Source organism: Pseudomonas sp. Cab53 (assembly GCF_018325965.1).
GTDB lineage: Bacteria > Pseudomonadota > Gammaproteobacteria > Pseudomonadales > Pseudomonadaceae > Aquipseudomonas > Aquipseudomonas chlororaphis_E.
Genome location: NZ_AP021902.1, coordinates 4,096,249 through 4,114,242, shown reverse-complemented (window position 1 = coordinate 4,114,242; position 17,994 = coordinate 4,096,249). Strand labels below are relative to the sequence as shown.

The following is a 17,994-nucleotide window of genomic DNA, read 5'->3' as shown; positions in this document are numbered from 1 at the left end:
AGGCCGCGGACTTTATCACAGCCCGCCGAAAAGTCTGACGGACCTGTGACGATCCGTCACTGCGCGGTTCAACTGCGTTTTTCTCTCGGGCGCATTCTGTTAGGCTGTGCCCCTCTCACTTTCTATCTCCGCCAGCGAGCCCTTGGGCTACCGCTGGTGTCGTCGTTTTGCTGGAGTTTGCATGTTGTTACCGATTTTCCTGTTGTCGGCCGCCGGGTTCACCGTGCTGACCACGGAGTTCGTCATCGTTGGCCTGTTGCCATCCATTGCCCGTGATCTGGAGGTGAGCATCCCCCAGGCCGGGCTGCTGGTGACGTTGTTTGCGTTCACCGTGGCGGCGTTCGGGCCGTTCCTGACCGCCTGGTTCGCTCGTTTCGAGCGGCGCAAGCTGTTTATCAGCGTGCTGATAATGTTCGGCCTGGCCAACCTGTTGGCGACGTTTGCCCCCAACATCTGGGTGATGGCCGTTGCCCGGTTGCTGCCGGCCCTGGGTCTGCCAGTGTTCTGGGCGCTGGCCAGTGAAACGGCGGTGGACATCGTCGGGCCGGAGCACGCCGGGCGTGCCATCGCCCGGATCGGTTTCGGCATCGTCTGCGCCACGGTGTTCGGCATTCCGGTGGGTACGCTGATTTCTGATGCATTCGGCTGGCGCAGCGCCTTCGCGATCCTGTCGGTGATTGCCTTTGCCAAGGCCTTGCTGCTGTTCATCTATCTGCCGAAAACCAACCTGCACCAGCATCAGGTGAGCTTTCGCTCGCAATTCAAGATCCTGCGCAGCCCATTGATGCAAGGGCATGTGCTGCTGTCGATCCTGGTCTTCAGCGGCATGTTCACCGCCTACACCTACCTGGCGGACATCCTCGAACGCCTCGCCGGCTTCGATGGCACGCTGGTGGGCTGGTGCCTGATGGGCTTCGGTGCGGTGGGCCTGGTGGGCAACTCCCTGGGCGGACGGGCGGTAGACCGGCACCCGTTGATCGCCTCGATGGTGTTCTGCCTGTTCATGATCGGCGGCATGGTGGCGCTGGTGCCGAGCATCCACTCGACCCTCGGCCTGGCGGCGGCGATGGGCATCTGGGGCGTGACCCAGGCGGCGCTGTTCTTGGTCAGCCATGTCCGGTTGATGAAGGCCGCGCCGCAAGCCCCGGCCTTTGCAGCATCGTTGAACATCGCCGGGGCCAACTTGGGGATTGGCCTGGGGGCAATGGTCGGTGGCCGGGTCATCGATACCCTCGGCCTGGGCAAGGTGGGTTTTGCCGCGGCCGGGTTCATCCTGGTCTCGATTCTGCTGGCCATGCTGCTGATGACCTTCAAGCCCCGCGCCGTGTGCTCCAACGGCTAGGCGCTGAACAGTTCGCGCCGCGCGCCTTCGGCGATCGCGACGATGCCCGGGTGGCTGACTTTGCGCTCCACCGAAATGGCGTAGAAGGATTCGCTGACCGCATCGGTCTGGCCGATCACCTCGACGCCGTACTGGCGCTTGACCTCTTCGGCGATCACGCTCGGGCCGATGAAAATCCCGCTGCCTGATTGACCGAAGGCCTGCATCAGGGCGCTGTCGTCGAACTCGCCGACGATGCGCGGCTGGATCTGTTGTTCGGCGAACCAACGTTGCAGGCGGCTGCGCACCACGGTTTCCGGCCCGGGAATCAGCAGCGGGGCGTCATGCAGGCCGTGGGGGAAATCCTGCCCGTAGCGTTCGGTCAGCGCGGCGGTGGCGAAGAAACTGATGCCGCACTCGCCCAGCTTCTGGCTGTAGCCCTTGATGTCCAGGTGGGTTGGCATCGGGCTGTCGGAAATCACCAGGTCCAAGCGCTGGATCGCCAGGTCCGCCAGCAAGCGTTCGAGCTTGTCTTCGCGGCAGGTGATACGCAGCGCTTCGGCAAGCTCCATGGTCGGTGCCAGCAGGCGATAGACGATGGACTTGGGCACCACGTCCGCCACGCCCACCCGAAACAGCGTCTGCTGTTCGTTGGGCTGGGCCCGCAGCATCAACTCCAATTCCCCGCCAATCTGGAACATGTGTTCGGCATAGGGGAGCGTCTGGCGGCCGGCTTCGGTCAGTTCCAACTGCCGCCCGACACGACGAAACAACTTGAGGTTATAGGTCTGTTCGAACAGGGCGATCTGGCCGCTGATGGTTTGCGGTGTCAGGTTCAACTGTTCACAGGCGCGCACGATGCTGCCGGTTTTTGCCACGACCCAGAAGTAATGCAATTGTCGGTAATTGAGCATGGGGTCACACAGTTCGTAAAAAACGAAGTATAACCGCTAAAAATACGAATTTTCCTGAAGTGTTGTCGTCTCTAGAATGCCCTGCCATTGGAGGGCCACCTTTCGTGCGCTTGGTATTTCTAAAGAGGCATTCATTCATGAGCTATAAATCCTTGGGTCTTGCCGCGATGCTCGTTACAGCTTCCATGGCGCTGGCAGGTTGCGAGCAAGCCGAAAAAAGCGCCCAGCAACTGATGGGGCAGGCCGCAGAAACGGCCAAGCAGGCCATCGACGATACCCACAAGGCCGCCGAACAGGCCCTCAGCGAAGCCAGCGGAGGGTTGATCAACCCCGGCAAAAAGCCGGCGGACGACGCCGAAGAACCCGAAACCTCGACCAAGACCCTTTAACCCGCACATCAGCCAGGACTGACTCATGGATTATCTTTTACAGCTCGCCGCCAGCCCCACCGCGTGGATCGCCTTGGCAACATTGGTCGTGATGGAGATCGTGCTCGGCATCGATAACCTGATCTTCATTTCGATCCTGACCAACAAGCTGCCTGTGCAGCACCGTACCAAGGCACGGCGAATCGGTATCGGCATGGCGCTGATCCTGCGCCTGGGCCTGTTGAGCACCATCGCCTTCATTGTGCAATTGACCGAACCTGTCATTGAGATCCTGGGCCAGGCGTTCTCCTGGAAAGACATGATCCTGATCGCCGGTGGCCTGTTCCTGTTGTGGAAAGCCACCACCGAAATCCATCACAGCATGGACCCGGCGCCCCATGATCCCAAGACCGCGTCGTCCGGTGTGACCCTGGGTTTTGCTGCCGCGATCGGTCAGATCCTGATGCTGGACTTGGTGTTTTCCATCGACAGCATCATCACTGCCGTGGGCATGACCGAGCATCTGCCGATCATGATCATCGCCGTCGTGGTTTCGGTGCTGGTGATGCTGCTGGCGGCTGAACCGCTCGCCAAGTTCATCAATGACAACCCGACGGTGGTCATGTTGGCCCTGGGCTTCCTGATCATGATCGGCATGACGCTGATCGCCGAAGGTTTTGGTGCCCATGTGCCTAAAGGCTACATCTACGCCGCCATGGCTTTCTCGGCCGCCATCGAAGTGTTGAACATGATGTCCCGCCGCGCCAAGCAGAGGGCGCATAAGACCTTGACCGACAACGCCTGATTCCAGGCGCATGCAAACCGCCCGGACTCAGGTCCGGGCGGCTCGTTTCCACCTCTGCGTGGGCGTGATCGCGATGTATGGGAAAGAAACGTCAGTGTGCCGCAGCGTGGCGCCGGGCGGGTCTTGCGGTTTTTTTCGGTTGGACGGACGGCGCGTGATGGTGGCGTCGAGCGATGCGAAGCACACCCCACAACATGGCGGTCGCCACACTCAGCCAGCCAAATATCAGCATCAGAATTGTCGTCGTCAGGCTCATCTGTGCCTCCTTTTATCCCGTTCCGGGACAACGCACTCAGTTCAATGGACAGTCTAGTCCATGCAGTGTTTCAGGCAGTCGATGGGTGGCGGCCAGAACGGACCGGTTCGTTCTATCCAGCCATAGGGACTGCTGTTTAAGGCTATACCCTGGCCCATGGGCGCTTTATGATCGACAGCCCCAGCCCGGCTCTAACGTCGGGTGCCTGAACAAGAGAGTCTTCATGTTGCCGCTCATTCCCTCTTTTCGATCACTGGTCCTGGCGACGGTATGCCTGGCTACCCTGGCGGGTTGCGCGAGCGATGTGTCGCCAAGGATCCGGAGCCTGCCTGAGCGGGTGGAGCTCAACAGCGTGCCGTTTTACCGAGGCGAGATGTATCAGGGCGCGCCGCAATCCCTGGCGGCGCTGTTGACGTTCCAAGGCACGGTGATCACGCCTGGGTTGCTGGAAAAACCCTTGCACCTGCCGGGCGGCGAGGCTGATTTGCAGCAGAACATGCAAACCCTGGCGCGCCAGTACGGATTCGTGGTGTATCCACTGCGTGCCCAGTTGCCTGCGTTGCTGGAACAGGTCGCCGCCGGCTACCCGGTCCTGGTGCGCTATAACGCGGGTACACCGTTCTGGCCTGAGCTACGTTATGGGATCCTGGCCGGCTACAACCGTCAGAAGCAGACGGTCCTGTTGCGATCCGGCATGAATCGCCGTGAAACGATGAGCTTCGGCGCTTTCGAATCGGACTACCAGAACGCAGGCGCCTGGGCGGTGCTGGTGCAGCGGCCGACCCAGCTTCCGGCCAATGTCGACGCCCAGCGCTGGTTGAAGGCCGCGCAGGAGTTGGCCGGGGCGGGGCAGGAACAAGCCGCTGCGCGGGCCACGCAGACGCTGAATGCCGCACATTGATGGCGGCCCCGTTCGTCACTTGCCGGGCACGACCCGGCACGCCTGAGGCTCTTACCGTCAGGGTCGGGACGTTCCCGGCCATGATTTGAGGAGGCAGCGATGGCACAGTCGAAAACACCTACGGGCCCACATTCGTCAGATCATTCGTCCGGTGATGACCTGGGTTTCGACCCGGATTCGCCAGACCTCGATGATCCTCAGGTCGATCCGGTCGGCCCGGCCAAGGCGCCGCTGGATAAGGAAAAGCAGGATAAGGCGCAATCCCGGGCCTACGACCCATTGGGCGATCTGAAACCCTGAACCGGCAGGTCGTGGCAAGGGTTGGCTTGCGCCGGGCTGTTTGAAGCCTCCCTCGCCACGGGTCCAGGCTGGCGTGGACAGATTACTTGGACGCTTCTACCACGCCGGTCTGGCGGCTCTTTAGGTTCTTGGCGGCCTTGTATTGAAGCGCCACCGCCGGCACGCTCGCACTTTTGCCGGTTTCCACCCAACTGCGAATCCGACTGGCGTCGGCGAAGTGCGTGTACTTGCCAAACGCATCGAGGATCACCAGCGCCATTGGCCGATTACCCATTTTCGTGACCAGCACCAGGCAATGGCCGGCTTCGTTGGTGAAGCCTGTCTTGGTCAGTTGAATATCCCAGTTGGCCTTGTGGACCAAATGGTCGGTGTTGCGAAAACCGAGGCTATAGACGGGCTTGCGGAAGGTAACGGTCTTTTCCTTGGTGGTGCTCAGTTCACTCAACAGCGGGTACTTGCGCGCGGCGATCAGCAACTTGGTCAGGTCGCGCGCGGTGGAAACGTTGTGGATCGACAGGCCCGTGGGTTCCACGTAGTGGGTGCTGGTCATGCCTAGGGCCTTCGCCTTGGCGTTCATGGCGGCGATGAACGCGGCGTAGCCGCCCGGGTAATGGTGGGCGAGGCTGGCGGCGGCGCGGTTTTCCGATGACATCAGGGCGATCAGCAGGACGTCCCGGCGCGACAGTTCGCTGTTGAGCTTGACCCGGGAAAACACCCCTTTCATTTCCGGGGTGTTGGCGATGGTGATGGAAATGTATTCGTCGAGGTTCTGTTTGGCGTCCAGCACGATCAGGCCGGTCATCAACTTGGTCACCGATGCGATGGGGACCACCACGTCCGGGTTATTCGAATAGACCACCTTGTCCGTCTGCAGGTCCAGCAGCAGCGCGCTGCCCGAGGCAACTTGCAGCTTGGTGGTGTCCCGTGGGGCCGCGATCGTTTCCTGTGCGCTGGCAGTGTGCGTGATAAAGGTGCCTGTGAAAGCGAAGAGCAGGCTGAGGATCGAAAGACGGATTTTCACGCGAGTAGACTCGATGGAGTTGAAGGTGCCGTTGAGTAACGGCTTTAAAAAAACCGTCGCATTTTAGGAGTATGGGCGACAGCAGCGCTACATGCCTGTATCGCCGAGGCTTGTGAATAAATAAAGTTTCATGGAGGGGGATTTTGGCGAAACGAATCTGAAAAATATGTAATTTGGCGGCAAAATCCGTCGCCAGAAACATCTGTGGGAGCGAGCTTGCTCGCGATAACGATGAACCAGCCAACATCCAGTTGACTGACACACCGCTATCGCGAGCAAGCTCGCTCCCACAGGTTTTTTTAACGTGTATCAGCTGTGCAGCGTTTCTGCTGCGTACAACGTGTTTTCCAACAGGCAGGCGCGGGTCATCGGGCCAACACCGCCGGGCACTGGCGTGATCCAGCCGGCGCGGGGCAGGGCGGTCTCGTAGACCACGTCGCCTACCAGTTTGCCGTCTTCCTGGCGGTTGATGCCCACGTCGATGACGATGGCCCCTTCCTTGATCCACTCTCCCTTCACCAGGCCAGGCTTGCCGGCGGCGACCACTACCAGGTCGGCACGGCCGACGTGGCCGGCCAGGTCCTTGGTGAAGCGATGGGTCACGGTGACGGTGCAGCCGGCCAGCAGCAGTTCCATGGCCATCGGCCGGCCAACGATGTTGGAGGCGCCCACCACCACGGCGTCGAGGCCGTAGAGATCCACGCCGGTGCTTTCCAGCAACGTCATGATGCCCTTGGGGGTGCAGGGGCGCAGCAGTGGGATGCGTTGGGCCAGGCGGCCGACGTTATAAGGATGGAAGCCGTCGACGTCCTTGTCCGGACGGATGCGTTCCAGCAGCCGGGAGGCGTCGAGGTGTTCAGGCAGTGGCAACTGGAGCAGCACGCCGTCGATGTTCGGGTCTTCGTTCAAGCGGTCGATCAAATCGGCCAACGCTTGCTGAGTGGTTTCGGAAGGCAGGTCGTAGGCCTGGGAAAGGAAGCCGACCTCTTCACAGTCTTTACGCTTGTGCGAGACATAAACCTGAGAGGCAGGATCGCTGCCGACCAGGATCACCGCAAGGCCGGGCGTGCGCAGGCCTTGCTGGCGGCGCTCGGTGACTCGTTGGGCGATCTGCTGGCGCAGGCTGGCGGCGATCGATTTGCCGTCGATAAGTTGTGCAGTCATTGCGCGTGGTTAACCATCGAGAGGGGAAAAAAAGAGAACGCATTCTCGCATGCCGGGACGTGAGGGCAAAGGCGCTTGGTCTGCAAATTCCCCTAACCCCTTTAATTAAATGAATTTTTTTTAAAAAAGAGTTGACGACCTATCAGGCCGTCTATAACATTCGTCGCACTTGTCGGGCACAGCCTAGCACTGGTTAAGAAGGCGGCGCAGAGTTGGTTGTTTCAACTCGGTAAAGCTGAAAGCACTTAGTTTGTAATCGTCCAAGAATACAGATTAAAAAGGCGCCCGTAGCTCAGCTGGATAGAGCATCCGCCTTCTAAGCGGATGGTCGCAGGTTCGAGTCCTGCCGGGTGCGCCATTTAGGCAGCTTTGGCACAAGTAACGCAACAAGGCAATATGGTGGGCGTAGCTCAGTTGGTAGAGCACGGGATTGTGACTCCCGTTGTCGTGGGTTCGATCCCCATCGTCCACCCCATATTCTAGAAAGGCGCCAGATGTAATCATCTGGCGCCTTTGCTTTAAAAGCTTGATACGCGGATGTGGTGGAATTGGTAGACACACTGGATTTAGGTTCCAGCGCCGCAAGGTGTGAGAGTTCGAGTCTCTCCGTCCGCACCATACAAGTCGCTATTTAATAGCAGAAAACGGCGCAGTACCTGAAAAGGGCTGCGCCGTTTTTGTTTTCGGGGCTTCTGTGCCTGTCCGCTGGCGCCGTTTTCGGGTGGTGTGCAGGGGGAGGTTGGTCACGATTGTGTTTCGTGATGATGCGCAGGATGCCCGTTGGTCTCCTCGTGGGGCTGGGTGTCGCGTGTGTCGAGCCTGCGCTTCTATATAAAGGAAGCGTTGGTGCAGAGCCTTTGGCTGATCAGCTGTATTTGTAATTCGTGCGAGGCATCACCGTTTGCCCCGCTCCTAAATTCGGCGCCTGTTTCCTACCCGTTTTCAGTAGGGTGACTTCTTGAGTTTGACCTACTAGAATGCATGCCCTTGATTCTGGGGTCGGAAACGCCCGGCCAACGTCTGTGCAACGAGGAATATCCATGCAAGTTTCTGTTGAAAATACTTCTGCTCTTGAGCGCCGCATGAGCATCACCGTGCCGGCTGAGCGCATCGAGACTCAGGTCAACAAGCGTCTGCAGCAGACTGCCCAAAAGGCCAAAATCCCAGGTTTCCGCCCAGGCAAAGTGCCGATGAGCGTGATCCGTCAGCGTTACGAAGCTGATGCACGCCAGGAAGCCGTGGGCGACGTGATCCAGTCTTCTTTCTACGAAGCGGTGGTCGAGCAGAAGCTGAATCCGGCCGGCGCGCCGTCCGTCGAGCCTAAAGTGCTGGAAAAGGGCAAGGACCTGGAGTTCGTTGCAACGTTCGAAGTGTTCCCGGAGTTCACCGTTGCCGGTTTCGACTCCATTGCCGTCGAGCGTCTGAGCGCCGATGTGTCGGATGCTGACCTGGACAAGATGCTGGACATCCTGCGCAAGCAGAACACCCGTTTCGAAGTGGCCGATCGCGCTGCCCAGAACGAAGACCAGCTGAACATCGATTTCGTTGGCAAGGTCGACGGTGAAGTCTTCGCCGGCGGCTCCGCCAAGGCCACCCAGCTGGTGCTGGGCTCCGGTCGCATGATCCCAGGCTTCGAAGATGGCCTGGTCGGTGCGAAGGCGGGTGAAGAGCGCGTGCTGAACGTGACCTTCCCAGAGGACTACCAGAACCTGGACCTGGCCGGCAAGGCCGCCGAGTTCACCGTGACCGTCAACAGCGTTTCCGAGCCGAAGCTGCCTGAGCTGAACGAAGAGTTCTTCGCCCAGTTCGGTATCAAGGAAACCGGCCTTGACGGTTTCCGCGCCGAAGTTCGCAAGAACATGGAGCGTGAGCTGCGCCAGGCCATCAAGTCCAAGGTCAAGAACCAGGTCATGGACGGTCTGCTGGCCTCCAACCCGATCGAAGTGCCAAAGGCTCTGCTGGACAACGAAGTGAACCGTCTGCGCGTGCAAGCCGTCCAGCAGTTCGGCGGCAACATCAAGCCGGACCAACTGCCGGCCGAGCTGTTCGAAGAGCAGGCCAAGCGCCGCGTCGTGCTGGGCCTGATCGTTGCCGAAGTGGTCAAGCAGTTCGAACTCAAGCCTGACGAAACCCGCGTTCGCGAGCTGATCCAGGAAATGGCCTCGGCTTATCAGGAGCCTGAGCAAGTCGTGTCCTGGTACTACAAGAACGAGCAGCAACTGAACGAAGTCCGTTCGGTTGTGCTGGAAGAACAAGTTGTGGATACTGTTCTGCAGAAAGCTAGCGTGACCGATAAAGCGGTCTCTTACGAAGAAGCGGTCAAGCCGGTGGAAGCTCCACAAGCCGATTGATTGTTTTGCGGTAGGAAATACACACCATAAGCCAGCCTTCGTGCTGGCTTATGCGTATTCAAGACATAACTATTTGGGAGTGACTGCGAGACATGTCCCGCAATTCTTTTTATCAGCAGAGCTCTGACATCCAAGCCGCAGGCGGCCTGGTCCCGATGGTTATCGAGCAGTCCGCCCGTGGCGAACGTGCCTATGACATCTACTCGCGCCTGCTCAAGGAACGCGTCATTTTCCTGATCGGCCCCGTTGAAGACTACATGGCCAACCTGGTCGCGGCGCAACTGCTGTTCCTTGAAGCGGAAAACCCGGACAAGGATATCCATCTCTACATCAACTCGCCTGGCGGGTCGGTGACGGCGGGTATGTCGATCTACGACACCATGCAGTTCATCAAGCCGGACGTTTCCACCATCTGCATCGGCCAGGCCTGCAGCATGGGCGCGTTCCTGCTCGCCGGTGGCGCAGCGGGCAAGCGTCACTGCCTGCCGAACTCGCGCATGATGATTCACCAGCCATTGGGCGGTTTCCAGGGCCAGGCGTCGGACATCGACATCCATGCCAAGGAAATCCTCCACATCCGTTCGCGCCTGAATTCGCTGCTGGCCCATCACACCGGCCAAAGCCTCGAAACCATTGAGCGTGACACCGAGCGTGACAACTTCATGAGCGCCGAGCGTGCCGCCGAATACGGCCTGATCGACTCGGTGATCAACAAGCGTCAAATGCCTGCCTAAGCCGCTCAAAATGCAGGTGGTTGGGATGACCGGCCGCCTGCGGGCTTGAAAAAGCCCGCAATTGCCTTCATCTTGTGTTGCAAGCCTATCGGATTTGGATCGATCGAATGACTGACACCCGCAACGGCGAGGACAACGGCAAACTGCTTTATTGCTCCTTCTGTGGCAAAAGCCAGCATGAAGTACGCAAATTGATTGCCGGCCCCTCGGTCTTCATTTGCGACGAGTGCGTCGACCTGTGCAATGACATCATCCGCGAGGAGGTGCAGGAAGCCCAGGCCGAAAGCAGCGCGCATAAATTGCCTTCGCCTAAAGAAATCAGCGGCATCCTTGATCAGTATGTGATTGGTCAGGAACGTGCCAAAAAGGTACTGGCCGTAGCGGTGTACAACCACTACAAGCGCCTGAACCAGCGTGACAAGAAGAATGACGAGGTCGAACTCGGCAAGAGCAACATCCTGCTGATCGGCCCGACAGGCTCGGGTAAGACCCTGCTTGCCGAAACCCTGGCCCGCTTGCTGAACGTTCCGTTCACCATTGCTGACGCAACCACGCTGACCGAAGCGGGTTATGTTGGCGAGGATGTCGAGAACATCATTCAGAAGTTGCTGCAAAAGTGTGACTACGATGTGGAAAAGGCCCAGATGGGCATCGTCTACATCGATGAAATCGACAAGATTTCCCGCAAGTCCGACAACCCGTCCATCACCCGGGATGTTTCCGGCGAGGGCGTGCAACAGGCCTTGCTCAAGTTGATCGAAGGCACGGTCGCTTCCGTACCGCCCCAAGGTGGTCGCAAGCATCCGCAGCAGGAATTCCTGCAGGTCGACACCCGTAACATCCTGTTCATCTGCGGCGGCGCGTTCTCTGGGCTGGAAAAGGTCATCCAGAACCGCTCCACCCGCGGCGGCATCGGTTTCAACGCCGAAGTGCGCAGCAAGGAAGAGGGCAAGAAAGTCGGTGAATCCCTGCGTGAAGTCGAGCCTGACGATTTGGTCAAATTCGGCCTGATCCCGGAATTCGTCGGTCGTCTGCCGGTCCTGGCGACACTGGACGAGTTGGATGAAGCGGCGTTGATGCAGATTCTGACCGAGCCGAAGAATGCCCTGACCAAGCAATACGCCAAGCTGTTCGAAATGGAAGGTGTAGACCTGGAGTTCCGTTCCGACGCGCTGAAATCGGTCGCCCGACGTGCCCTGGAACGCAAGACCGGTGCCCGTGGGTTGCGTTCGATCCTCGAGGGTGTCTTGCTCGACACGATGTATGAAATCCCCTCGCAGTCTGAGGTGAGTAAAGTCGTGATCGATGAAAGCGTCATAGAAGGCAAGTCCAAGCCACTGTATATCTACGAAAACAGTGAGCCGGCTGCCAAGGCCGCGCCGGACGCCTAAGCGTCCCGCTGCCGGAACAAAGAAGGGGCCTTCGGGCCCCTTTGCTTTTATGTGGCGAGAGGATTTATCCCCTCGCCACATAGGGTTGTGCATGACTTTTATTTCTTTTAACCGTCAGGCATCAGCCTTAGCGCTTGTTTTTTTTCAAGGCTGCCCCCATCTTGGTTTCAAGCTTACTTCCATCTGTTTCCGGCCCTAGGGCCGCCGTAGAGGCGAAATCATGAAGACAACCATCGAATTGCCTCTCCTGCCATTGCGCGATGTCGTGGTGTATCCGCACATGGTTATCCCGCTGTTCGTGGGGCGCGAGAAGTCTATCGAAGCCCTCGAGGCTGCGATGACGGGCGACAAGCAGATTCTCCTGCTGGCTCAGAGAAACCCTGCCGACGATGATCCCGGCGAAGACGCACTCTATCGCGTAGGTACGATCGCCACGGTTCTGCAACTGCTCAAGCTGCCTGATGGCACTGTCAAGGTCTTGGTCGAGGGCGAGCAGCGCGGTACGGTCGAGCGCTTCAGCGAAGTGGACGGTCACTGCCGTGCCGAAGTGTCGCTGATCGAAGAGGTCGATGCGCCCGAGCGTGAATCGGAGGTGTTTGTCCGCAGCCTGCTGTCCCAGTTCGAACAGTATGTGCAATTGGGCAAGAAGGTGCCTGCCGAGGTCCTGTCTTCGCTGAACAGCATCGACGAACCTGGACGCCTGGTCGACACGATGGCGGCCCACATGGCCCTCAAGATCGAGCAGAAGCAGGAAATCCTCGAGATCATCGACCTGTCGGCCCGTGTCGAACACGTGCTGGCATTGCTCGACGGCGAAATCGACCTGTTGCAGGTCGAGAAACGCATCCGCGGGCGCGTCAAGAAGCAAATGGAGCGCAGCCAGCGCGAGTACTACCTGAATGAGCAGATGAAGGCCATTCAGAAGGAGCTGGGCGATGGCGACGAAGGCCACAACGAAATCGAAGAGCTGAAAAAGCGCATCGATGCCGCGGGGCTGCCAAAAGATGCCCTGGCCAAGGCCCAGGCCGAGCTGAACAAGCTCAAGCAGATGTCGCCGATGTCTGCCGAAGCCACCGTGGTGCGTTCCTACATCGACTGGCTGGTCCAGGTGCCGTGGAAGGCCCAGAGCAAGGTGCGGCTGGACCTGGCGCGTGCCGAGGACATCCTCGACGCCGACCATTACGGCCTCGAAGAGGTCAAGGAACGTATCCTCGAATACCTCGCCGTGCAAAAACGCGTGAAAAAGATTCGTGGCCCGGTGCTGTGCCTGGTCGGTCCTCCCGGGGTGGGTAAGACGTCCCTGGCGGAATCGATTGCCCACGCCACCAACCGTAAATTCGTCCGCATGGCCCTCGGCGGCGTGCGCGATGAAGCGGAAATCCGTGGTCATCGCCGTACTTACATCGGTTCGATGCCAGGAAGATTGATTCAAAAGATGACGAAGGTGGGTGTACGCAACCCTCTGTTCCTTTTGGATGAAATCGACAAGATGGGCAGCGACATGCGCGGCGATCCGGCCTCTGCGTTGCTCGAAGTGCTCGATCCGGAGCAGAACCATAACTTCAACGATCACTACCTGGAGGTCGACTACGACCTGTCGGACGTGATGTTCCTCTGCACCTCCAACTCCATGAATATCCCGCCAGCCTTGCTGGACCGGATGGAGGTGATTCGTCTGCCGGGCTACACCGAGGACGAGAAGATCAACATCGCCGTGAAGTACCTTTCGCCCAAGCAGATCCAGGCCAACGGCCTGAAGAAAGGCGAGCTGGAGTTCGACGAAGAGGCGATCCGCGACATCATTCGCTACTACACCCGCGAAGCCGGTGTGCGGGGCCTGGAGCGCCAGATTGCCAAGGTCTGCCGCAAGGCGGTCAAGGAGCATGCGCTGGAAAAACGCTTCGCGGTCAAGGTCACTTCCGACCTGCTGGAGCACTTCCTGGGTGTGCGCAAATTCAAGTACGGCCTGGCCGAGCAGCAGGACCAGATCGGCCAGGTGACCGGCCTGGCCTGGACTCAGGTCGGTGGCGAATTGCTGACCATCGAGGCAGCCGTGGTACCGGGCAAGGGTCAGCTGATCAAGACCGGTTCCTTGGGCGACGTGATGGTCGAGTCGATCACCGCGGCGCTGACGGTGGTGCGCAGCCGTGCCCGCAGCCTGGGCATTCCCCTGGATTTCCACGAGAAGCGCGACACCCATATCCACATGCCTGAAGGGGCGACCCCCAAGGACGGCCCGAGCGCCGGCGTGGGCATGTGCACGGCGCTGGTGTCGGCCTTGACCGGGATTCCGGTGCGCGCCGACGTGGCCATGACGGGTGAAATCACGTTGCGTGGCCAGGTACTGGCGATCGGTGGCTTGAAAGAAAAACTGCTGGCGGCACACCGTGGCGGGATCAAGATCGTGATCATTCCGGAAGAGAATGTCCGTGATCTGAAGGAAATTCCTGACAACATTAAGCAAGATCTTCAGATCAAACCGGTTAAATGGATTGACGAGGTCCTGCAAATTGCGCTGCAATACGCGCCGGAGCCCTTGCCGGATGTGGCTCCGGAGATAGTCGCGAAGGACGAAAAGCGCGAGTCTGACTCTAAGGAAAGAATTAGCACGCATTAATACGCATTTGCCTGGGGGGCTTCCTTGACAGTTTTTTAGAGCCCTTGTTATAAAGCGGCTCTTAAGTGTCTGCAGGCCATTCAGCACTCGTTTTTGCTTTCACCAAAAAAACTTAGAATCATCTCAAATAGATATAAGGGGACTTAGAGTGAACAAGTCGGAACTGATTGATGCTATCGCTGCATCCGCTGATATCCCGAAAGCTGCTGCTGGCCGTGCGCTGGACGCTGTAATCGAATCCGTCACTGGCGCTCTGAAGGCTGGCGACTCCGTTGTTCTGGTAGGTTTCGGTACTTTCTCCGTGACTGACCGTCCAGCTCGTATCGGTCGCAACCCGCAGACCGGCAAGACACTGGAAATCGCCGCTGCCAAGAAGCCAGGCTTCAAAGCCGGTAAAGCGCTGAAAGAAGCCGTTAACTAAGGTTTCGTTGAGTTTATCCGGGTCGGGGTCATGCCTGGCTTGGCAGCGGAGCGGTAATACGGCCGGTTACGACCGGCCTGGCACGCCAGGGCTTGCAGGTTCGAGTCTGGTCCGCTCCGCCAGTTACGAGAAGGCGCATCCTCGGATGCGCCTTTCTTCTATCCGGATTCTACCCACGCTCCACGGTTGCCTAAATTTGAAGTTCAACCGTTTCTGGGGGACGCATGCTGCAGAATATCAGGGACAATTCACAAGGCTGGATTGCCAAAACCATCATCGGGGTCATCGTCGCGTTGATGGCGTTGACCGGTTTCGATGCCATTTTCCAAGCCTCTTCCAACCGCAATGAAGCGGCCAAGGTCAACGGCGAGAACATCAGCCAGAACGAGCTGAGTCAGGCTGTCGACATGCAGCGCCGCCAGCTCATGCAACAGCTGGGCAAGGATTTCGACGCCTCCCTGCTGGACGAAAAGATGCTGCGTGATTCGGCGCTCAAGGGCCTGATCGATCGCAAGCTGCTGCTGCAAGGCGCACACGATGCGAAATTCGCCTTCTCCGAAGCCGCGCTGGATCAAGTGATCCTGCAAACGCCTGAGTTCCAGGTCGATGGCAAGTTCAGCGCCGAACGTTTCGACCAGGTGATCCGCCAACTGGGTTACAACCGGATGCAGTTCCGCCAGATGCTGGCCCAGGAAATGCTGATCGGTCAGTTGCGCGCAGGCCTGGCAGGTAGCGGCTTCGTCACCGACGCTCAGGTACTGGCCTTCGCCCGCCTGGAAAAGCAGACCCGTGATTTTGCCACCTTGAGCATCAAGGCCGACCCGTCAGCCGTGAAGTTGACCGACGACGAGGTCAAGGCTTACTACGACAAGCACGCCAAGGAATTCATGACGCCTGACCAGGTGGTCATTGATTACCTCGAACTGAAAAAGGCCGCGTTCTTCGACCAGGTCAGCGTCAAGGATGAAGACCTGCAGGCGGCGTACCAGAAGGAAATCGCCAACCTGTCCGAACAGCGTCGTGCCGCTCACATCCTGATCGAAGTGAACGACAAGGTCAGCGAAGCCCAGGCCAAGGCGAAGATCGAAGAGGTCCAGGCACGCCTGGCCAAGGGCGAGTCGTTTGAAGCCCTGGCGAAGGAGTTTTCCCAGGACCCGGGTTCGGCGAACAACGGCGGTGACCTCGGTTATGCAGGTCCGGGTGTCTACGATCCCGAGTTCGAGAAGGCGCTGTATGCCTTGACCAAGGATCAGGTTTCGGCACCGGTGCGCACCGACTTCGGTTTTCACCTGATCAAGCTGTTGGGGTCGAAGCGCCTGAAGTGCCGACCTTTGCCAGCCTCAAGGACAAGCTGACCCGCGAGCTGAAGACCCAGCAGGTCGAGCAGCGTTTCGTCGAGGCGACCAAGCAACTGGAAGATGCCTCGTTCGAAGCCTCCGATCTGGCTCAACCAGCCCAGGACCTGAAGCTGACGGTCCACACCTCGGCCCCGTTCGGCCGTGAAGGCGGGGAAGGGATTGCGGCCAACCGTGCCGTCGTCACTGCCGCGTTCAGCCCCGAAGTGCTGGAGGAGGGTGCCAACAGTACCGCCATCGAGCTGGATCCCGAGACGGTCGTGGTCCTGCGTGCCAAGGAGCACCGCAAGCCTGAGCAGTTGCCGCTCGAAAGCGTGGCCGGCCCGATTCGTGCCCAACTGGCCAAGGAACACGCCAGCGCGGCTGCCAAGACCAAGGCGGATGAGCTGATCGCCAACCTGCGCGATGGCAAGGCTGCCCTGGACAAGCCTGTCGACGGCCAGGCCTGGAAAGTCACCGAAGCGGCGAATCGCAACCAGGAGGGCATCGACCCTGCGGTATTGCAGGCGCTGTTCCGCATGCCCAAGCCGGAATCGAAGGACAAGCCGACGTTCACCAGCGTGACGTTGCCCGACGGTAGCCTGGCGGTTGTACGCCTGAACGGCGTCAACGAAGCAGCGGCTCCGACCGATGCAGAGAAAGCCGAGTACCGTCGCTACCTTGCATCGCGTGCCGGCCAGCAGGACTTTGCGGCCTATCGCAAGCAGTTGGAAAGCCAGGCGGACATCAAGCGTTTCTGATGCCTTGACGGTTGCCTACAAAAAGACCCCGGCCGAAACGCCGGGGTCTTTTTGTATCCGCTTGTTGCTTTCGAAGGGGCGTTCGTCGATCCACTGGATTGGCGTCTTTTTCCTGCAAACAACCCTCAGTAGACTTGTAACCCCCTTGAAACAAGATTACTCACGCTGTCAGGTCGCGTTCTGTTGCACAATACGCCCCGGATCGTTTTCCTCAGGATGTTCAATGTTCACATCATTTCAAATGCGCACACTCGGGCTTGCACTGGCGCTGGTCGCCGCAGCCGGTTGCTCGTCCAAGAAAACCGCGATTTACGAGCACGAGAGCTTCGATGATTCCGGTACGTTCTCGCGCACCTATCCCGTCAGCGACACGGCGACCTGTGAGGCCGGGCGTCGGGCGTTGCTCAGCCAGGGCTACATCATCACCAGCAGCGATCCGAAACTGGTCAGTGGCCACAAGAGCTTCCAGCAGACCGGTGAAACCCACCTGGAGATCAGTTTCAACCTGGTCTGTGCCGAAGACGGTGGGCCGGGGCATCGGGCGACCATGTTCGCCAACGCCTTGCAGGACCGCTATGCCCTGAAGAAGACCAACAACTCTGCGAGCCTGGGCGTCGGCGTGTTGGGTTCGGTGTCGATGCCGATCGGTTCGTCCGATGATGCGATGGTCAAGGTCGCCAGCGAAACCGTCTCGGCGGCCAAGTTCTATGAGCGCTTCTTTGCCTTGGTGGAGGTGTTCTTGCCGCCCGAGGCGAAGAAGAACGTCGAGAATGCCGACAAGCCGAAAGCTGAACTGGGGATGCCGGAACCCAAGGCGGAACCGGCTGCGCTGGCCCCTGCGCCGGCCGCCGAGCCGCAACCGGCGCCCGCGCCCGCACCGACCACGCCGACGGATAACGCCGCGCCGGCGGACACCGTTCCGGCCGCGTCCGAACCGGTGGCCCCGCCAAGCGAACCGGCGCCGATTGCGCCCGCCGAATACGCACCCTCGGTAGCACCGGAGTCGACGATGGAGGTCATCACGCCGCCACCGGCCAGCGACCTGCCACCGCCAACCGAGGCCATCCAGCCGCTTCCTTGATATTGAGGTGGGTGGTCAGCCTGGCACGTGCTGTTACACCTGCTTGCGCTAATTTCCCGGCGCTGTGCTACGTTTAAAACATGAAGCCTAGGCTTCATGTTTTATTCATAAAGCAGCTTTATTCTGACTCCAAGGCCATCAGGCATTGGTTTCAATGAAAGGGGAAGGACACGCAATGGACGATTACCAGGAAGAGCTGCTGGAATACCAGGCGTACGAACTGGACCCGCTGGAGCCTGCCGAAGATGCAACGG

At 59.2% G+C, this 17,994-nt stretch carries 15 protein-coding genes, 3 tRNA genes and 1 pseudogene; 15 read left to right on the top strand and 4 right to left on the bottom strand.

Translation table 11 applies throughout. The features are described 5' to 3' along the window. The first annotated feature begins 181 nt into the window (after nucleotides 1-181). Entirely contained in the window at nucleotides 182-1,342 is a 1,161-nt protein-coding gene (locus tag KI241_RS17895; RefSeq protein WP_042727847.1) for an MFS transporter, read from the top strand. Here KI241_RS17895 and nhaR read toward each other — a convergent pair. Further along, nucleotides 1,339-2,235, bottom strand: coding sequence for a transcriptional activator NhaR (gene nhaR, locus KI241_RS17890; RefSeq protein WP_042727846.1), 897 nt, complete (start codon nucleotides 2,233-2,235; stop codon nucleotides 1,339-1,341). The two genes, KI241_RS17895 and nhaR, sit on opposite strands and share 4 nt — an antisense overlap. Before the next feature lie 137 nt (nucleotides 2,236-2,372). Between nhaR and KI241_RS17885 the strand changes: the two genes are divergently transcribed. Continuing rightward, nucleotides 2,373-2,624 (top strand): hypothetical protein, encoded by a 252-nt coding sequence (locus tag KI241_RS17885; RefSeq protein ID WP_042727845.1) that lies wholly within the window; start codon nucleotides 2,373-2,375, stop codon nucleotides 2,622-2,624. A gap of 25 nt (nucleotides 2,625-2,649) precedes the next feature. Beyond that, nucleotides 2,650-3,408: a TerC family protein gene (locus tag KI241_RS17880; RefSeq protein WP_042727844.1), complete on the top strand. Its 759-nt coding sequence runs from the start codon at nucleotides 2,650-2,652 to the stop codon at nucleotides 3,406-3,408. Nucleotides 3,409-3,499: 91 nt separating this feature from the next. On the opposite strand, the gene KI241_RS17875 is transcribed toward KI241_RS17880, so the two are convergent. Then, complete coding sequence (locus KI241_RS17875) at nucleotides 3,500-3,664, bottom strand: hypothetical protein (RefSeq protein WP_212802824.1); 165 nt, start codon at nucleotides 3,662-3,664, stop codon at nucleotides 3,500-3,502. Nucleotides 3,665-3,887: 223 nt separating this feature from the next. Here KI241_RS17875 and KI241_RS17870 point away from each other — a divergent pair, with 223 nt between their 5' ends. Together KI241_RS17870 and KI241_RS17865 are read left to right on the top strand one after the other, a co-directional pair. Beyond that, the gene (locus KI241_RS17870) at nucleotides 3,888-4,565 is read left to right on the top strand and encodes a PA2778 family cysteine peptidase (RefSeq protein ID WP_042727843.1); all 678 of its coding nucleotides are present in this window, start codon (nucleotides 3,888-3,890) and stop codon (nucleotides 4,563-4,565) included. 99 nt (nucleotides 4,566-4,664) lie between these two features. Then, nucleotides 4,665-4,865, top strand: coding sequence for a DUF6021 family protein (locus KI241_RS17865; protein ID WP_047739195.1), 201 nt, complete (start codon nucleotides 4,665-4,667; stop codon nucleotides 4,863-4,865). Between the two features lie 82 nt (nucleotides 4,866-4,947). On the opposite strand, the gene pbpG is transcribed toward KI241_RS17865, so the two are convergent. Next, nucleotides 4,948-5,886 carry a D-alanyl-D-alanine endopeptidase gene (gene pbpG / locus KI241_RS17860; RefSeq protein ID WP_123579785.1) on the bottom strand — a complete coding sequence of 313 codons (939 nt, stop codon included), beginning with the start codon at nucleotides 5,884-5,886 and terminating at the stop codon, nucleotides 4,948-4,950. Between the two features lie 309 nt (nucleotides 5,887-6,195). Next, nucleotides 6,196-7,050 carry a bifunctional methylenetetrahydrofolate dehydrogenase/methenyltetrahydrofolate cyclohydrolase FolD gene (gene folD, locus KI241_RS17855; protein WP_042727840.1) on the bottom strand — a complete coding sequence of 285 codons (855 nt, stop codon included), beginning with the start codon at nucleotides 7,048-7,050 and terminating at the stop codon, nucleotides 6,196-6,198. Between the two features lie 281 nt (nucleotides 7,051-7,331). On the opposite strand from folD, the gene KI241_RS17850 reads away from it, so the two are divergent. From KI241_RS17850 to KI241_RS17805, 10 genes and pseudogenes are all read left to right on the top strand, one after another. Further along, nucleotides 7,332-7,408 (top strand) — tRNA-Arg (locus KI241_RS17850). A 41-nt stretch (nucleotides 7,409-7,449) separates the two neighbouring features. Next, nucleotides 7,450-7,525: transfer RNA gene (locus KI241_RS17845), tRNA-His, on the top strand. A gap of 58 nt (nucleotides 7,526-7,583) precedes the next feature. Further along, nucleotides 7,584-7,668: transfer RNA gene (locus KI241_RS17840), tRNA-Leu, on the top strand. Nucleotides 7,669-8,090: 422 nt separating this feature from the next. Beyond that, nucleotides 8,091-9,401, top strand: coding sequence for a trigger factor (tig, locus tag KI241_RS17835; RefSeq protein ID WP_042727839.1), 1,311 nt, complete (start codon nucleotides 8,091-8,093; stop codon nucleotides 9,399-9,401). Nucleotides 9,402-9,493: 92 nt separating this feature from the next. Then, on the top strand, nucleotides 9,494-10,135 hold the full coding sequence (gene clpP / locus KI241_RS17830) for an ATP-dependent Clp endopeptidase proteolytic subunit ClpP (protein ID WP_003183177.1): 642 nt from the start codon (nucleotides 9,494-9,496) through the stop codon (nucleotides 10,133-10,135). 107 nt (nucleotides 10,136-10,242) lie between these two features. Beyond that, nucleotides 10,243-11,526 carry an ATP-dependent Clp protease ATP-binding subunit ClpX gene (gene clpX, locus KI241_RS17825; protein WP_042727838.1) on the top strand — a complete coding sequence of 428 codons (1,284 nt, stop codon included), beginning with the start codon at nucleotides 10,243-10,245 and terminating at the stop codon, nucleotides 11,524-11,526. A gap of 220 nt (nucleotides 11,527-11,746) precedes the next feature. After that, nucleotides 11,747-14,143: an endopeptidase La gene (lon, locus tag KI241_RS17820; RefSeq protein ID WP_042727837.1), complete on the top strand. Its 2,397-nt coding sequence runs from the start codon at nucleotides 11,747-11,749 to the stop codon at nucleotides 14,141-14,143. Nucleotides 14,144-14,291: 148 nt separating this feature from the next. Further along, the gene (locus tag KI241_RS17815) at nucleotides 14,292-14,564 is read left to right on the top strand and encodes an HU family DNA-binding protein (RefSeq protein ID WP_002552737.1); all 273 of its coding nucleotides are present in this window, start codon (nucleotides 14,292-14,294) and stop codon (nucleotides 14,562-14,564) included. A 224-nt stretch (nucleotides 14,565-14,788) separates the two neighbouring features. Next, nucleotides 14,789-16,659 (top strand): annotated as a pseudogene (locus KI241_RS17810) (SurA N-terminal domain-containing protein). A 223-nt stretch (nucleotides 16,660-16,882) separates the two neighbouring features. Next, on the top strand, nucleotides 16,883-17,740 hold the full coding sequence (locus KI241_RS17805; RefSeq protein ID WP_042727835.1) for a DUF2242 domain-containing protein: 858 nt from the start codon (nucleotides 16,883-16,885) through the stop codon (nucleotides 17,738-17,740). Nucleotides 17,741-17,994 lie beyond the last annotated feature (254 nt).

Bases quoted from the DNA above. Each gene is read 5' to 3' on its own strand.
- KI241_RS17895 (WP_042727847.1), top strand. From the start codon at position 182: ATGTTGTTACCGATTTTCCTGTTGTCGGCCGCCGGGTTCACCGTGCTG.
- nhaR (WP_042727846.1), bottom strand. From the start codon at position 2,235: ATGCTCAATTACCGACAATTGCATTACTTCTGGGTCGTGGCAAAAACC.
- KI241_RS17885 (WP_042727845.1), top strand. From the start codon at position 2,373: ATGAGCTATAAATCCTTGGGTCTTGCCGCGATGCTCGTTACAGCTTCC.
- KI241_RS17880 (WP_042727844.1), top strand. From the start codon at position 2,650: ATGGATTATCTTTTACAGCTCGCCGCCAGCCCCACCGCGTGGATCGCC.
- KI241_RS17875 (WP_212802824.1), bottom strand. From the start codon at position 3,664: ATGAGCCTGACGACGACAATTCTGATGCTGATATTTGGCTGGCTGAGT.
- KI241_RS17870 (WP_042727843.1), top strand. From the start codon at position 3,888: ATGTTGCCGCTCATTCCCTCTTTTCGATCACTGGTCCTGGCGACGGTA.
- KI241_RS17865 (WP_047739195.1), top strand. From the start codon at position 4,665: ATGGCACAGTCGAAAACACCTACGGGCCCACATTCGTCAGATCATTCG.
- folD (WP_042727840.1), bottom strand. From the start codon at position 7,050: ATGACTGCACAACTTATCGACGGCAAATCGATCGCCGCCAGCCTGCGC.
- tig (WP_042727839.1), top strand. From the start codon at position 8,091: ATGCAAGTTTCTGTTGAAAATACTTCTGCTCTTGAGCGCCGCATGAGC.
- clpP (WP_003183177.1), top strand. From the start codon at position 9,494: ATGTCCCGCAATTCTTTTTATCAGCAGAGCTCTGACATCCAAGCCGCA.
- clpX (WP_042727838.1), top strand. From the start codon at position 10,243: ATGACTGACACCCGCAACGGCGAGGACAACGGCAAACTGCTTTATTGC.
- lon (WP_042727837.1), top strand. From the start codon at position 11,747: ATGAAGACAACCATCGAATTGCCTCTCCTGCCATTGCGCGATGTCGTG.
- KI241_RS17805 (WP_042727835.1), top strand. From the start codon at position 16,883: ATGTTCACATCATTTCAAATGCGCACACTCGGGCTTGCACTGGCGCTG.